14 protein-coding genes are annotated in these 13786 nt (G+C 63.4%); 7 read left to right on the forward strand and 7 right to left on the reverse strand.

Annotation, left to right across the window (positions count from 1 at the left end):
- Positions 1 to 31: 31 nt before the first annotated feature.
- From CKW40_RS22440 to CKW40_RS22460, 5 genes are all read right to left on the reverse strand, one after another.
- Complete coding sequence (locus CKW40_RS22440; RefSeq protein ID WP_095202053.1) at positions 32 to 826, reverse strand: FAD binding domain-containing protein; 795 nt, start codon at positions 824 to 826, stop codon at positions 32 to 34.
- A gap of 11 nt (positions 827 to 837) precedes the next feature.
- The gene (locus CKW40_RS22445; RefSeq protein WP_095202054.1) at positions 838 to 1281 is read right to left on the reverse strand and encodes an SRPBCC family protein; all 444 of its coding nucleotides are present in this window, start codon (positions 1279 to 1281) and stop codon (positions 838 to 840) included.
- Positions 1282 to 1401: 120 nt separating this feature from the next.
- Complete coding sequence (locus tag CKW40_RS22450) at positions 1402 to 2229, reverse strand: AraC family transcriptional regulator (RefSeq protein WP_095202055.1); 828 nt, start codon at positions 2227 to 2229, stop codon at positions 1402 to 1404.
- A 177-nt stretch (positions 2230 to 2406) separates the two neighbouring features.
- On the reverse strand, positions 2407 to 3405 hold the full coding sequence (locus CKW40_RS22455; protein WP_095202056.1) for an ABC transporter permease: 999 nt from the start codon (positions 3403 to 3405) through the stop codon (positions 2407 to 2409).
- Between the two features lie 55 nt (positions 3406 to 3460).
- A complete protein-coding gene (locus CKW40_RS22460; RefSeq protein ID WP_031258459.1) occupies positions 3461 to 4204 on the reverse strand; it encodes an ATP-binding cassette domain-containing protein in 744 nt (247 codons plus the stop codon).
- A 448-nt stretch (positions 4205 to 4652) separates the two neighbouring features.
- Between CKW40_RS22460 and CKW40_RS22465 the strand changes: the two genes are divergently transcribed.
- A complete protein-coding gene (locus CKW40_RS22465; RefSeq protein WP_095202057.1) occupies positions 4653 to 5642 on the forward strand; it encodes a sugar-binding protein in 990 nt (329 codons plus the stop codon).
- A gap of 185 nt (positions 5643 to 5827) precedes the next feature.
- The gene (locus CKW40_RS22470; protein ID WP_095202058.1) at positions 5828 to 6610 is read left to right on the forward strand and encodes a FadR/GntR family transcriptional regulator; all 783 of its coding nucleotides are present in this window, start codon (positions 5828 to 5830) and stop codon (positions 6608 to 6610) included.
- Positions 6611 to 6631: 21 nt separating this feature from the next.
- Here CKW40_RS22470 and CKW40_RS22475 read toward each other — a convergent pair whose 3' ends face one another.
- Complete coding sequence (locus tag CKW40_RS22475) at positions 6632 to 7570, reverse strand: NAD(P)-dependent oxidoreductase (RefSeq protein WP_095202059.1); 939 nt, start codon at positions 7568 to 7570, stop codon at positions 6632 to 6634.
- A 118-nt stretch (positions 7571 to 7688) separates the two neighbouring features.
- On the opposite strand from CKW40_RS22475, the gene CKW40_RS22480 reads away from it, so the two are divergent.
- Positions 7689 to 8585, forward strand: coding sequence for an NAD-dependent epimerase/dehydratase family protein (locus tag CKW40_RS22480; RefSeq protein ID WP_027047042.1), 897 nt, complete (start codon positions 7689 to 7691; stop codon positions 8583 to 8585).
- 102 nt (positions 8586 to 8687) lie between these two features.
- Complete coding sequence (locus CKW40_RS22485; protein ID WP_095202283.1) at positions 8688 to 9464, forward strand: FadR/GntR family transcriptional regulator; 777 nt, start codon at positions 8688 to 8690, stop codon at positions 9462 to 9464.
- 4 nt (positions 9465 to 9468) lie between these two features.
- Here CKW40_RS22485 and CKW40_RS22490 read toward each other — a convergent pair whose 3' ends face one another.
- Positions 9469 to 9756, reverse strand: coding sequence for a DUF3175 domain-containing protein (locus CKW40_RS22490; RefSeq protein WP_095202060.1), 288 nt, complete (start codon positions 9754 to 9756; stop codon positions 9469 to 9471).
- A gap of 179 nt (positions 9757 to 9935) precedes the next feature.
- Between CKW40_RS22490 and CKW40_RS22495 the strand changes: the two genes are divergently transcribed.
- From CKW40_RS22495 to CKW40_RS22505, 3 genes are all read left to right on the forward strand, one after another.
- A complete protein-coding gene (locus tag CKW40_RS22495; protein WP_095202061.1) occupies positions 9936 to 11162 on the forward strand; it encodes an MFS transporter in 1227 nt (408 codons plus the stop codon).
- A gap of 156 nt (positions 11163 to 11318) precedes the next feature.
- Positions 11319 to 12347, forward strand: a complete 1029-nt coding sequence (gntR, locus tag CKW40_RS22500; protein ID WP_095202284.1) for an HTH-type transcriptional regulator GntR — start codon at positions 11319 to 11321, stop codon at positions 12345 to 12347.
- Between the two features lie 307 nt (positions 12348 to 12654).
- Positions 12655 to 13782, forward strand: a complete 1128-nt coding sequence (locus CKW40_RS22505; RefSeq protein WP_095202062.1) for a sugar ABC transporter substrate-binding protein — start codon at positions 12655 to 12657, stop codon at positions 13780 to 13782.
- Positions 13783 to 13786 lie beyond the last annotated feature (4 nt).

The following is a 13786-nucleotide window of genomic DNA, read 5'->3' on the forward strand; positions in this document are numbered from 1 at the left end:
CGGACAGACGCGCGCCCCCCAACGGGTGATTTCAGCTCAGCAGCAGCCGGCCGAGATGGACCGGCAAGACTTCAGCGCGGTACCAGGCGCTGGCGATCGGATCGGTGATGGGCGCGATGCCTTCGGTGGCGGCGGTCAGTGCCGCTGCGATGCCGTCGGGGTCGAGCGTCCTGCCGAGCAGCGCCTTTTCCGCCGCCTTGGCGCGCAACGGCCGGTCGGCCATGCAGCCAAGCGCAATCCGCGCCGACGACACGGTGCCGTCGGCAGCCTGTTCCACAACGGCGGCGATGCTGAGCACCGAGACACCCTTGGGCTTGACCCGCGACACTTTCAGGAAGCGGAAGCCGTCAGTCTTCGGCAACGTGAAGCTGACCGAGGTGACGATCGCACGGCTGCGGTCCCGTCCGGCCAGGAAGGTCCCGATCGGTGTCTCTCCGTCCTCAGTGCCGACCGTGGCGTCGAGCGCCAGCAAGGCCACGGCGAAATCGCCATAGGGTGCGGGCGCGAACAGATTGCCGCCGACGGTCGCCATGTTGCGAATCGCCGGGCCGCCGACAGCGCGTGCGGCCTTGGCGAGGATGGCGAGCCCGGGATGACGGGCGATCGCCGCCATGGTCACCGAAGCGCCAATGCGGGCTTTGCCGCCAGCGACCGCAATGGCCGACAGGGCCGGGTCGGTCGACCTGACAAGGCCGGAGACCGAAACATCGCCTTCATTGGCCGCGCGGACCACGAGTGTACCCCCGCCGAGATAGCGGGTGCCCTGGGCCTTCAGCGCCGCGTTGGCGTCCTTCACCGTTGCAAAAGTCTGCAGTGCCAGCGCCATGGCCCGCTCCCTCAGCTCTGGCCGGAAAAATGGCTCTTCAGGGCGTTGAAGCCGCCCTGGAAGACATTGGCGCCCATGCCGGCGGCGATCTTGTCGGCCTCTTCGGGTGCCGCATCGAAGTTGGCGGTCCATTCGGCATAGGTGCGGTCGCCATCGGTGACGCGGCGCAATTGCAGCGTCGCCTTATGGTTGGTGAGCGGCTGCGGCGTCTCCAGGATGGAATAGCTGACGAGGAAATTGTCATCGGAAAAGTCGAGCAGCTTTTCACGGATGCGCGCACCGCTGGCGAGCTCGAAATTGCGCACGCAGCCGATCGTGCCGGCATCCTTGCCGTCCTCGATATGGCTCTCGACCATGCGCGGATGCCAACCCGGCAGGCCGTTGAAGTCGCGTATGCGCGCCCAGACCTTTTCGACCGGCGCGTCGATGACGCTGGAGATGGTGACTTTTGCCATAGGACGTTCCCTTGCGAATGCGACAGCTGGGCAAGGGTAGGGCGCTGCTCCTGGCGGCGCTTATCAAAGCGTCTTGTGCGCGTATCAAGGAGTCTGAAAAAGCGGGCCCGGCGGGTCGGCTCAGGCATTCGCCCGCGCGGCCTCGCGGTAGAGCGTCGGCGGCACCCCGACATGGTCTCGGAAGAAGCGCGAGAAATTGCCCTGCGTGGTGAAGCCGAGATTGCAGGCGACGGAGATCAGCGGCTCCTGCGACCATTGCAACTGCCGCACCGCTTCCTCCATGCGCAGCGTGTTCCAGTAGACGTTGGGCGTCAGATTGGTCTGTTCCTTGAACAGCGCGAAGAAATGCGGCCGCGACAGGCCGACGCTGCGCGCCACGTCGTCGAAGGAGATGCGCTCACAGACATTGGCCTTCATCAGCTGGATCGCCTTGCGGACGCGGAAATCCTGCATGGTGTTGATGCGGGTGCGGGCTTCCTGCGGCGCCGAGGCATCGGCGGCATCGAGCACCGAATCGATAAAGCGCTCGATCTCGTAATTGGCGACATCATCGACGCTTTCATTGTCTGTCAGATGGTCGAGCAGGCTGGCGGCGGCCTGGTGCAGCCACGGCTCTAGCGTGATCGCGGCCTGGGCAAACAGTGGCGCGGAAGAGGGCAGGTCGCGGCGGCGGCGCGCCCAGTCGGGATCGATGTAGAAGGCAAGGAACAGGCCCGGCCTGCCGTTTTGCGACAGGACGTGGCTGTGCGGCTGGAAGGAGTTGATGCCGGCGGCGGTGCATGGTCCAAGCCGGACCGTCTCGCGGCCGATGGTCATCTCGCCGGCGGTGCCTTCGAGCCAGATGATCAGATGTGCCTCGACATGGGCATGGGTGACGAAGTCGCTTGCGACATTCAGGACAGAAACATGTCCGAACCGGCCCCAGTAGAGCCTGATCGCGTCCGTCATGGGTATATCCTCCCGCAGACGACTGGCCTCCCTTCGCCTGCATCGAGGATTGTGCGGCCGGTTTCCAGTTTCCGTCAAGACATCGGCTGTTGGCCGGTAGCCATGGCGGACCGCTTCTGCCGATTTTCAGACTGAGCGATAGGCACCGGAACGAATAGCGCTTCGGTGCAAACCCGATCAGTCGCTGCGCCTGAAATTGCGAATGCGATCGAACAGCACCGCCAGCAGGATGGCGCCGCCGATGAAGACGCCTTGCCAGAAGGCGTTGATGCCAAGCAGGCCAAGGCTGTTGCGGATCACCTCGATGAGGGCCGCGCCGACAATGGCGCCGAAGGCGGTGCCGACGCCGCCGGCCAGGTTGGCGCCACCGATGACGGTGGCGGCGATGACCTGCAGTTCCATGCCGGTGCCGAGATTGGTGGTGACGGCGCCGAGCCAGCCGGTCTGGATGATGCCGGCAATGCCGGCCGACAGCGCCGAGATCATGTAGACGGCGACCTTGATCTGCTTCACCGGAACACCGGTCAGGGTGGCGGCGTGCTCATTGCCGCCAATGGCGAAGATGTGCCGGCCGAATTTGGTCCAGCGCAGGATGAAGCCGGTGATCAGCGCCAAAAGGATCATGTAGAGCACGGGATTGGCGATACCGAACACCCAGGCGCCGCCGCCGAGCGCCAGCAACTTGTCGTGGTCCGGCCCGAACTGGAAGACGACCGTGTTGTTGGAGGCGACCATGGCCAGGCTGCGGGCGATCGACAGCATGCCGAGCGTCACCACGAAGGGCGGGAAGCCGAGATAGGCGATCAGAATGCCGTTGAAGGCGCCGATGGCGAGCGCGGTGGCGATCGAGGCCAGGATGCCGATTTCGATCGAGTAGCCGGCATGCATGGTAACGGCCAGCACCATGGACGACAGGCACAGAACCGAGCCGACCGACAGGTCGATGCCGCCGGTGATGATGACGAAGGTCATGCCGAGCGCGATGATGGCAACGAAGGTGATGTTGCGGGTGATGTTGTAGAGGTTCTTCGACGTCGCGAAGGCGTCGGTGGCGAACGACAGGAAAATGCAGGCGAGGATGACGGCGATCACCACCCAGAAGGTCTGGGTGGAGAACAGCCGCGACAGGAAACTGTGCTGCTTCTGTGCGATCGTCTGGTCAAGGGTGACTGCCATTATCGACCTTTCCTGCCGGCTGCGATACGCGCCAGCCTGGTGAAATTAGCCGCGCTTACGAGACCTGCTCGATGGCGCCAGTGATGAGCCCGGTGACTTCCTCGGGCGAGCTCGAGGCGATTGTCTTGTCGGCGACCTTGCGTCCGCGCCGCATGACGATGACGCGGTCGGCGACGTCGAACACGTCGGGCATGCGGTGGCTGATCAGCACAACCGCGATGCCCTGGTCGCGCAGATGGCGGATCAGGTTGAGCACTTCGGCGACCTGCCTGACCGAGATCGCCGCCGTCGGTTCGTCCATCAGCACGATCTTGGCCTGCGACAGCATGGTGCGGGCGATCGCAACCGCCTGGCGCTGGCCGCCCGACATCTGCTTGACGAGATCGCGCGGGCGGGTCTCGGATTTCAATTCGGCAAAGAGCTGGCCGGCGCGCTTGTACATCGCGGCATAGTCGAGAATGCGGAACGGACCGACGCCGCGCCGCAGCTCGCGGCCGAGATAGACATTGGCGGCGGCCGTCAGATTGTTGCAGAGTGCAAGATCCTGGTGAACGATCTCGATGCCGTGCTGGCGGGCTTCCGCCGGCTTGTTCAGGATCAATTCCTTGCCGTCCATGCGCATGATGCCATGGCTCGCGTGGAAATTGCCGGCGATCATCTTGACCAGTGTCGACTTGCCCGCGCCATTGTCGCCCATCAGCCCTACGACCTGGCCGGGTTCGATCGACAGCGACACGTCGTTGACCGCCTGGATGGCGCCGAAATGCTTCGAGATATTGGTGAGTTCGAGAACCGCCACCAGCCTATAGCCTCCCCATGCCTTGCTGCGTATGTTGAGAGCGCAGCCCTAGCACCGCTCTCCCCAGCTCCTCCCGGAGACAGCGATGGCAGGCATTTACGCAAATGCCTGTGCGGGCGTCAATTGTCCGATGAATAGGAACGGGGTAATTGTCGGACGAATAGTGGAGTACGGTTCCGAAAAATCCGTTTTGTAGGACAAATAGCAATTGACGTTGGCCGCTCGCCGTTATTAGCTGAGGCTCGGAGGAAGATTTGCCGGTTCCCAGCCATGATTGACGGCGGGGTCGGTGGGAGATCATCGATCGTATCGGCACTGCCGGTCCGGTCGCATACGAAAATGCTTATCGGCCTTGCCTGGCGGCACGAGCGTTGGCTCTGCCATCTCGCGTCAGGTCGATTTGTATGGCGGGCACGCCGTGTCCGTCTGTTTCCAAGGGAGGACTGACATGAGGAAAACTGTATTGCTCGCCGCCGTCGCCGCCATGGCGCTGGGCGCCGGGCCGGCTTTGGCCAAGAAGCAGCTCGTCATCGTGGTGAAAGGTCTCGACAATCCATTCTTCGAAGCCATCCATCAGGGCTGCGAGAAATGGAACAAGGAAAACGCCAGCTCGGAATATGAGTGCTTCTACACCGGACCGGCGTCGACTTCCGACGAGGCCGGCGAGGCACAGATCGTCCAGGATATGCTGAGCAAGGCCGACACGGTGGCGATGGCGATTTCACCGTCCAACGCGCCGCTGATCGCGCAGACGATCAAGACCGCCAATCCGACGATCCCGATCATGACCGTCGACGCCGACCTCAGCAAGGAAGATGCAGCACTTCGCAAAACCTATCTCGGCACCGACAACTATCTGATGGGTCACAAGATCGGCGAGTATATCAAGAAGGGCAAGCCGAATGGCGGCACGATCTGCACCATCGAGGGCAATCCCGCGGCCGACAACATCCTGCGCCGTGCCCAGGGCATGCGCGACGCACTGTCGGGCAAGGAAGGCCTCGCTGCACTTGCCGGCGAAGGCGGCTGGACGGAAGTTGCCGGCTGTCCGGTGTTCACCAATGATGACGGTGCCAAGGGCGTGCAGGCGATGACCGACATCCTCGCCGCCAATCCCAAGCTCGATGCCTTCGGCATCATGGGCGGCTGGCCGCTGTTCGGCGCGCCGCAGCCCTATCGCGATCTGTTCGGGCCGCTCAAGGACCGGATAGCCAAGAACGACTTCGTCATCGGCGCCGCCGACACGATCGGCGACGAAGTGGCGATCGCCAAGGATGGCCTTGTCACCGCGCTGGTTGGCCAGCGGCCGTTCGAAATGGGCTACAAGGCACCTTCTGTGATGATCGATCTCATCAAGGGTACCAAGGTCGCCGATCCGGTGTTCACCGGCCTCGACGAATGCACCAAGGACACGGTCGACACCTGCATCCAGAAGTAAGCTGATGATTTCGGGGCGCTCGGCAGCGGGCGCCCCGTCCCTTTGAATTCCTGGACAAGACGCTGTGGCGAGGGGCAACAGGCTCCGGCCTTGACGCGTCCGTAGTTTGGATTTTCGGCAACGGGATCGGCGCCGTGCAGCTCCGGATCAATCCGGTGACAGACGGCCGACCTACTGGAACGTGGATGCCGGACGAGAAGGCAAAGAAACAAGCCAGCCGGGCCAAGGCGCAAGCCAACCGCGATCCCGGGGTCGTGCGCAGGGCGGATGGGGTACACTTTCCCGGGTCCAGCGTTCATGCTTCGCTCGCCAGCGAAATTGGCCTGCGGATCGTGCGCGGCGACTATCCGCCCGGCAGCATCCTGCCCAATGAGGCCAAATGGGCTGAAACCTTCAATGTCAGCCGCTCGGCGGTGCGCGAGGCGATGAAGATGCTGATGGCCAAGAGCCTTTTGGCGTCACGCCCCAAGATCGGCAGCTGGGTCGAGCCGAAGGAGCGCTGGAACCTGCTCGACCGTGATGTGCTTGCCTGGTACGCGACCGCACCCGACCGTGAAGCCTTCCTGCGCACCGTGCAGGAGTTCCGCCACATCATCGAACCGGAAGCCTCCGCCTTTGCCGCCATGCGACGCAGCGACGAGCAGATGGCCGAGATCAGCCTCGCCTGCCGGGAGATGGGCGAGGCGGCGAACCTGCCGGAACGCATCCGCGCCGACACACGCTTTCACCTCGCCATCCTGCGGGCCTCGGGCAACGACCTTTTGGTGCCGCTCGGCGTGCTGATCGAGTCTGCACTCGACCATCTTTTCGTCTTCACGACACGCCAGGTCGGCGACCAGAACCGGGCGCAGAAGCTGCACGAGGCGATCGAGAAGAACATCCGCCTGCAACGGCCGGCGGCCGCGCGCAACGCCGTGCACAAGCTGCTCGCCGACACCGATGAGGGGATCGGAAGCCGGCGGCGGTGAGCCGTCCGGCCGTTTTGAGCACTAGATCGTCTGCTTCTTGCCATCCTTTGTCGGCATCAGGTCGACGCCGTTGACCTTGGCGATATGCGTCGCCAGCATCGGCACGAACTGCTCAGCCGGGCCGGTGGCATGGGCGCCGGCGAAGGAATTCTTGGTGGCATTGCCCAGCGGGTTGGCGATGCCGGCCGCACCCGCCATGGACTCGAGATAAGTCAGGTCCTTGAAGGCGTTGGCGATGGTGAATTTGTGGGCGTCGCGGTCGCCTTCCAGCGTCCAGCGCATGAAGGTCTGGTAGAAGCCGCAGTCCATGCGGCCGTTGCGGATGACGCTGTCGAAACGCGGCGGCGAGATGCCGACCTTTTCGGCCAGGGCCAGCGCCTCGGAATAGATGGCGGCGTAGCCCAGCGAGATGAAATTGTTGAGGAGTTTCATGCGGTGGCCGTCGCCGGTGTCGCCGATATGGACGATGCGGCCGGCCCAGGTTTCGATCACCGGCTTGACCCTGGCGAAGAGGGCGTCGGGCGCGCCGACCATGGCGTCGAGCGTGCCTTCCCAGGCCTCTTTCGGCGTGCGGCTCAGCGGCGCGTCGACATAGTCGATGCCCAGTGCCTTGAGTTCGGCCGCAAGCGCTACGGTCGAGACCGGATCCGAGGTCGAGCAGTCGACGACGACCGAGCCCTTTTTCAAGCCTTCCTTGAGGCCGCCGGGGCCGCGGATGATGGCCTCCACTTCGCGCGACCCGGTGACGCAGATGAAGACGATGTCGGACGCTGCCGCAACATCGCGCGAGGTGGCGGCCTCCTTGGCGCCGCGGCCAAGGAGATCCTCCGCGGGTTTGCGGTTCTTGCGGCCAAGGAATGTCAGCGGATAGCCCTTGTCGACGATATTCTTGGCGATGCCGTGCCCCATCAGGCCAAGGCCGATGAAGCCGATCTTTTCGCGCGCGGTGGTGGTGTTCATGTCGTCGTCCTATCCCGGATTATCGATAATTGCACTGGCGTTTTAGCCATATGCGGTTGCAGAAAGCAATATTGTCTGACAATAGACGGTTATTCCAGAGCCTGTCATGGAGACCAGAATGACGAAGCGGATCATGTTCACCGGCGGCAGCGGCAAGGCTGGGCGTCATGTCGTGCAATATCTTGTCGAGCAGGGCTGCCAGGTGCTCAACATCGACACCAAGCCGCTCGACAATCCCAAGGTGCGCACGCTGATCACCGACATCACCGACAGCGGGCAGGTGTTCAACGCGCTGTCGAGCTATATGGGCCTGCATGAGTTCGATCCGTCGCTGCGCCCGCAGCCGGTGGATGCGGTGGTGCATTTCGCCGCCATCCCGCGCATCATGATCACGCCCGACAATGAGGTGTTCCGCATCAATGCGATGGGCACCTACAATGTCATCGAGGCCGCGGTGAAGCTGGGCATCCGCAAGGTGATCGTCGCGTCGAGCGAGACGACCTACGGCCTGGTGTTCGCCAACGAGCCGCGCGATCCCAAATATTTCCCGCTCGACGAGGAGTATGACGTCGACCCGATGGACAGCTATGCGCTGTCGAAGATCGTTAACGAGAAGACGGCGCGCGCCTTCGCGCAGCGCAACGGCACCGACATCTATGCGTTGCGCATCGGCAATGTCATCGAGCCGCATGAGTATTCGCTGTTCCCGAAATGGTTCGCCGATCCCGGCTTCCGCAAGCGCATCGCCTGGAGCTATGTCGACGCGCGCGACCTTGGCCAGATCACGCTGCGCGCCATCGAAAAGGACGGGCTCGGCTACCAGGTGTTCAACGCCGCCAATGACGACACGTCGTCCGACCTGCCGACGGCCGAACTCCTGAAGCGGTTTTATCCCAACGTACCGGTCAAGGCAGAACTCGGCGAATACGAGACGCTGCTGTCGAACCGCAAGGCGCGCGACATGCTCGGCTTCCGCCCGGAACATAGTTGGCGCAAATATGTAAAAACTGCTTGAGCAAGCGGCTGAATGAGGCTGGCTTGTGTATAGCGGCGCGCTTTGCGGCCCAAGCGTTCGGTGGTGCTTGACAGCTTCCACAAACCGGCCTTTCTGAAGCATATGCGGGACGCAAAGCCGAACAAGGAAAAACCGCCGAAGAAGCCGGCATCCGGCGAGCGCCAGGCTGGCGTTCGTCGACCCGACGCGGCACGCATTCCCGGCGCCAGCGTGCACACGTCGCTGGCCAGCGAAATTGGCCTCAGGATCGTGCGCGGCGATTATCCGCCCGGTACCATCCTGCCCAACGAGGCCAAATGGTCGGAGACCTTCAGCGTCAGCCGCTCGGCGGTACGCGAGGCAATCAAGATGCTGATGGCCAAGAGCCTCTTGGCTTCACGTCCCAAGATCGGCAGTTGGGTCGAGCCGAAGGAGCGCTGGAACCTGCTCGACCGCGACGTGCTTGCCTGGTACGCGACATCGCCCGACCGCGAGGTGTTCCTGAAGACGGTGCAGGAATTCCGCCACATCATCGAGCCGGAAGCGACGGCCTTCGCCGCCCTGCGGCGGACCGACGAACAGATGGCCGAGATCAGCCAGGCCTGCCGCGAGATGGGGGAGGCGGCCAGCCTGCAGGAGCGCACGCGCGCCGACACGCGCTTCCACCTTGCCATCCTGCGGGCCTCCGGCAATGACCTTCTGGTGCCGCTCGGCGTGCTGATCGAATCCGCATTCGATCATCTGTTCGCCTATACGACGCGGGCGGTCGACGACCTCAACCATGCGCAGAAGCTGCATGAGGCGATCGAGAAGAACATCCGGCTGCAGCGCCCGGATGCAGCACGCGCTGCGGTGCGGAAATTGCTGGCCAACACCGACCACGTGATCAAATCACGCTAGGCCGCTAATCTTCCTTCTCGCGGCCGAAGACCACGCGCAGTTCATCCTTGGCGTGCTCGAGCACTTGCCTGCGCGCGGCGGGAAGATTCTTGCCGGCGCGATTGATGTAGAAATTCAGCATCGACATGGCTGACTGGAATGGTTCGGCCTTGCGGCGGTGGCTGTGTTCGGCCGACCGCTTGAGCGAGGCGGCGATCTTTTTGGCATCGTCGGATTCGAAGATGTGATCCTCAAGATCCATCGCGTCGCTGTGCTCGGTCACCTCGGCTGACCACTTTTTGGCGGCTGTCATGGCTGGGACTCCTTTGCAGGCTTGCTGATCGGAAAACTCCACACGTTGGCGTCGGTTCCCGCCACCTTGTCGCCTCTGGAGCCACGGATTTGCCCGCCGTGGCGCTGCTGTGTACCGAGAATGCGTCGATAGTGGTGCAAACGGCAGCCGGTTTTCGAGACCGCCGACAGGAAACGCCTTTGACCCGAACCGATTTGAGCCGGCCGAGCCCCGGCATCGACAGCTCCTACGCCTGGATGCGGCTGGCCATCTCGATGGTGCTGGCGACGATCGGTGCGGTCGGTATGTGGGCCGTGGTCGTGGTGCTGCCCGCCGTGCAGGCCGAGTTCGGCGTCGACCGCGCCGCGGCATCCATGCCCTACACCGCGACCATGGTGGGCTTCGCCGCCGGCAATGTGCTGGTCGGCCGCGCCATCGACCGCATGGGCTATTGGATTCCGGCGTTGATTTCTTCCGTGGCGCTCTCGGCCGGCCTCCTGCTCGCGGCGTTGTCGACCTCGATCCTGCAATTCACCCTTGCCCAGGGCGTGCTGATCGGTGTCGGCACGTCGGTGATCTTCGGGCCGCTGATCGCCGACATCTCGCACTGGTTCAACCGCCGGCGCGGCGTCGCCGTCACGGCGGCGGCCGCCGGCAACTATCTCGCCGGGGCGCTCTGGCCGACCATCATGCCGACGCTGATCAAGGCGGAAGGCTGGCGCTTCACCTATGCGGCGATCGGCATCTTCTGCCTGGTCACCATGGTGCCGCTGGTGCTGATGTTGCGGCGCGGCGCTCCGGAGGCCGCCGCCGGTTCGCCGGGAAGCCGGTCGGTGCAGCCGATTCCCATGTCGCCGGCGGCGTTGCAGGTGCTGCTGGTCATCGCCGGCCTCGGCTGCTGCGTGGCGATGTCGATGCCGCAGGTGCACATCGTCGCCTATTGCATGGATCTCGGCTACGGCATGGCGCACGGCGCCGACATGCTGTCGATCATGATGGCGGCGGGCGTCGTCAGCCGGCTTGCCTCCGGCTTCATCGCCGATCGCATCGGCGGCGCGAAAACCCTGGTCATCGGCTCGGTGCTGCAATGCCTGTCGCTGCTGTTCTACATCCCGTTCGATGGGCTCGCCTCGCTCTATGTCGTGTCGCTGGTGTTCGGCCTGTCGCAAGGCGGCATCGTGCCTTGCTATGCGATCATCGTGCGCGAATATCTGCCCGCCAAGGAGGCTGGCCAGCGTATCGGCATCGTCATGATGGCAACGATTTTCGGCATGGCGATCGGTGGCTGGATGTCAGGCTGGATCTACGACCTGACGGGTTCCTACGCCGCGGCGTTCCTCAACGGCATCGCCTGGAATTTGCTGAACATATTGGCCGTCGGCCTGTTCATGTGGAAGGCAAGGCAAAGGACTGTCGTGGCAGCCTGAGGAAAGCGGGGGGCGTGGCCGCCCGAGGCACCTCGGCTTGACAACGGGCAGGCACTGCGCGACCCCAGAGACCAAGGGGCAACAGGCCGGTGAGATGGCAACAGCTGAGACAAACCTATTGCGGGTGCACTTCGGCCATGCGTACGGGCCTTGGCCTTGATCAAGCCGCGCTCGCGCCGGGGCGGCGGCCGCCCGACCATAGCGGATGTCGCGCGCAAGGCCGGCGTCGGCGCCATCACCGTGTCGCGCGCGCTACGCGAGCCGGAGCGCGTCAGCCAGGATTTGCGCCGCCAGATCCAGGCTGCCGTCGATGAGCTCGGCTATGTGCCGGATCCCAATGCAAGGGCGCTGGCCTCGGCGCGTGCCGAGGTGTTTGGCGTGCTGGTGCCTTCGCTCACCAACAACGTCTTCGCCGAGGTGGTGCGCGGCATCTATGACAGCCTGTCGGACAGTCCGTTCCGCATCCAGCTCGGCAACACGCATTATTCCGGGCTGGAGGAAGAGCGGCTCTTACAAGTGTTCGGTTCGCAGCGGCCGGCAGCACTGATCGTCGCCGGCATCGACCAGACGCCAACCTCGCGGAAACTGCTCGAAAATGCCGGTTGCCCGGTGGTGCAGGTGATGGAGACCGGGCCAGATCCGGTCGACATGCTGGTCGGCTTCTCGCATTTCGATGGCGGCAGGACGGCGACCGAACACCTGATCGAGGCAGGCTACCGGCGGATCGGCTTCATTGGCGCGCGCATGGACCCGCGCTCGCAGCGGCGCCTTGCCGGCTATCGCGCGGCGATGGAGAAGGCCGGCCTGTTCGACCCACGGCTGGTCACCACCACGCCCGTGCTGTCCAGCGTGCCGCTCGGCCGCGAATTGTTCCGCGACGCGCTGGCCAAGATGCCGACGCTCGATGGCGTGTTCTGCAACAATGACGACATCGCGCTCGGCGTGCTGTTCGAGTGCCGTCGGGCCTCGATCGACGTGCCGAAGACGATCGGTATCGTCGGCTTCAACGATCTCGACATGATGCAGGTGGCCTTTCCCTCGATCACCAGCATCCGCACCTACCGCTACGAAATCGGCAGGCGCGCGGTCGCCATGGCGCTGGCGGCGATCGCCGGTGACAGGCCGCAGCAGCGGATCGTCGACCTCGGCTTCGAGCTCATGCGCCGGGAGAGCACGGCGCGCTGAACAGGCTTTCGAGAAGGCCTGCAAATGGCGCTTTACACCACGTCATGGTAGCGCTACCATTTTCCCTGAACGAGTATCGCCACTTAGGCGCTGGGTCTGTTTATTATACATAAGCAACAGCTCACGCTTGTTTATTATGGATAATATGATAAATTTCACCGGCTGAAGGGGACGGCAAAGGGAGGGGGCGCGGAGGTCTTCGGCACCTGGCAGGCGTGACTGGGCAAGGCGGAGGAGCCGCCCAGAAGCGCGAAAATTCCACAAAAACTGAACCGACAAATCAGAACTGCAACTGGGAGGATTATCGATGATCAAGTCACTTGTCGGTGGCATCGTTGCCGCCACTGCATTCGTTATGTTGAGCTCGTCGGCGATTGCCGCAGGCCCTGAAATCGTCAAGGGCCCGGCTGCCGAGCCGGATTGCTTCGCACCCTGGGCCGCGGACACACTGTTCTTCAAGTTTCCCAAGAAGGCCGGCCCATACCGCATTGCGCTCGCCAACGGCTATATCGCCAACACCTGGCGTATCCAGATGGTGCAGACCGCGAAGGCCTATGCGGCGCAGAAGGATGTCGCGGCGAAGCTGAAGGAATTCAAGGTCGTCTCGACCGGCGAAGACGTGCCGGCACAGATTTCGGCGATCAACAACTTCATTGATTCCGGCTACGACGCGATCGTCGTCAACGCGCAGAACCCGACCGCCTTCGGGCCGGTGATCAAGCGCGCCAAGGAAGCCGGCGTCGTGCTGGTTGCCTTCGACAACATTCTCGACACCAAGGACGCCATCAACGTCAACGTCGACCAGAAGGGTCTTGGCGAGCTGTGGGGCAAATGGCTGGTCTCGCATGTGCCGAATGGCGGCAAGGTGCTCGAAGTGCGCGGCGTTGCCGGGACATCGGTCGACACCGACCGCCACAACGGCATCCATGAAGTGCTCGACGCCTCCGGCAAGAAATGGGCGGTCACCGAGGTCGTCGGCAAATGGGATGACGGCGTTGCGCAAAAAGCTTCGGCCGACGCGATTGCCACCAACGGCCCCTTCGACGGCGTCACGGGACAGGGCGGTGACACCGGCATCGTGCAGGCGATGATCGATGCCAAGCATCCGTTCGTGCCGTTCGGCGGGGAGACCGAGAACGGCTTCCGCAAGTTCTGCGCGGCCCACGCGGCCGACGGGCTGAAATGCTCGTCAGCCGGTACCGGCCCGGCGCAGGTGGCGGTTGCCATCAAGACGGCGATCGCAGCGCTTGAAGGCAATGTCGTCCCGCAGTCGGTCAAGCTGCCGCTGGCGATCGTCGAGGATCCGAACTTCAAGGCCGGTCAGGATTTCTTCCCCGACCAGTCCGACAATTTCTTCGTCGGCAATTCCTTCCCGACCTGCGGCATCAATTTCACCGCACAGGAAATCATGGGCCAGACCAAGGCGGACCAGTAGACTG

The organism is Mesorhizobium carmichaelinearum, assembly GCF_900199455.1.
GTDB classification, from domain to species: domain Bacteria; phylum Pseudomonadota; class Alphaproteobacteria; order Rhizobiales; family Rhizobiaceae; genus Mesorhizobium; species Mesorhizobium carmichaelinearum.

Bases quoted from the DNA above. Each gene is read 5' to 3' on its own strand.
- CKW40_RS22490 (WP_095202060.1), bottom strand. From the start codon at position 9,756: ATGACAGCCGCCAAAAAGTGGTCAGCCGAGGTGACCGAGCACAGCGAC.
- CKW40_RS22485 (WP_095202283.1), top strand. From the start codon at position 8,688: ATGCGGGACGCAAAGCCGAACAAGGAAAAACCGCCGAAGAAGCCGGCA.
- CKW40_RS22505 (WP_095202062.1), top strand. From the start codon at position 12,655: ATGATCAAGTCACTTGTCGGTGGCATCGTTGCCGCCACTGCATTCGTT.
- CKW40_RS22450 (WP_095202055.1), bottom strand. From the start codon at position 2,229: ATGACGGACGCGATCAGGCTCTACTGGGGCCGGTTCGGACATGTTTCT.
- CKW40_RS22440 (WP_095202053.1), bottom strand. From the start codon at position 826: ATGGCGCTGGCACTGCAGACTTTTGCAACGGTGAAGGACGCCAACGCG.
- CKW40_RS22445 (WP_095202054.1), bottom strand. From the start codon at position 1,281: ATGGCAAAAGTCACCATCTCCAGCGTCATCGACGCGCCGGTCGAAAAG.
- CKW40_RS22480 (WP_027047042.1), top strand. From the start codon at position 7,689: ATGACGAAGCGGATCATGTTCACCGGCGGCAGCGGCAAGGCTGGGCGT.
- CKW40_RS22470 (WP_095202058.1), top strand. From the start codon at position 5,828: ATGCCGGACGAGAAGGCAAAGAAACAAGCCAGCCGGGCCAAGGCGCAA.
- CKW40_RS22455 (WP_095202056.1), bottom strand. From the start codon at position 3,405: ATGGCAGTCACCCTTGACCAGACGATCGCACAGAAGCAGCACAGTTTC.
- CKW40_RS22465 (WP_095202057.1), top strand. From the start codon at position 4,653: ATGAGGAAAACTGTATTGCTCGCCGCCGTCGCCGCCATGGCGCTGGGC.
- CKW40_RS22475 (WP_095202059.1), bottom strand. From the start codon at position 7,570: ATGAACACCACCACCGCGCGCGAAAAGATCGGCTTCATCGGCCTTGGC.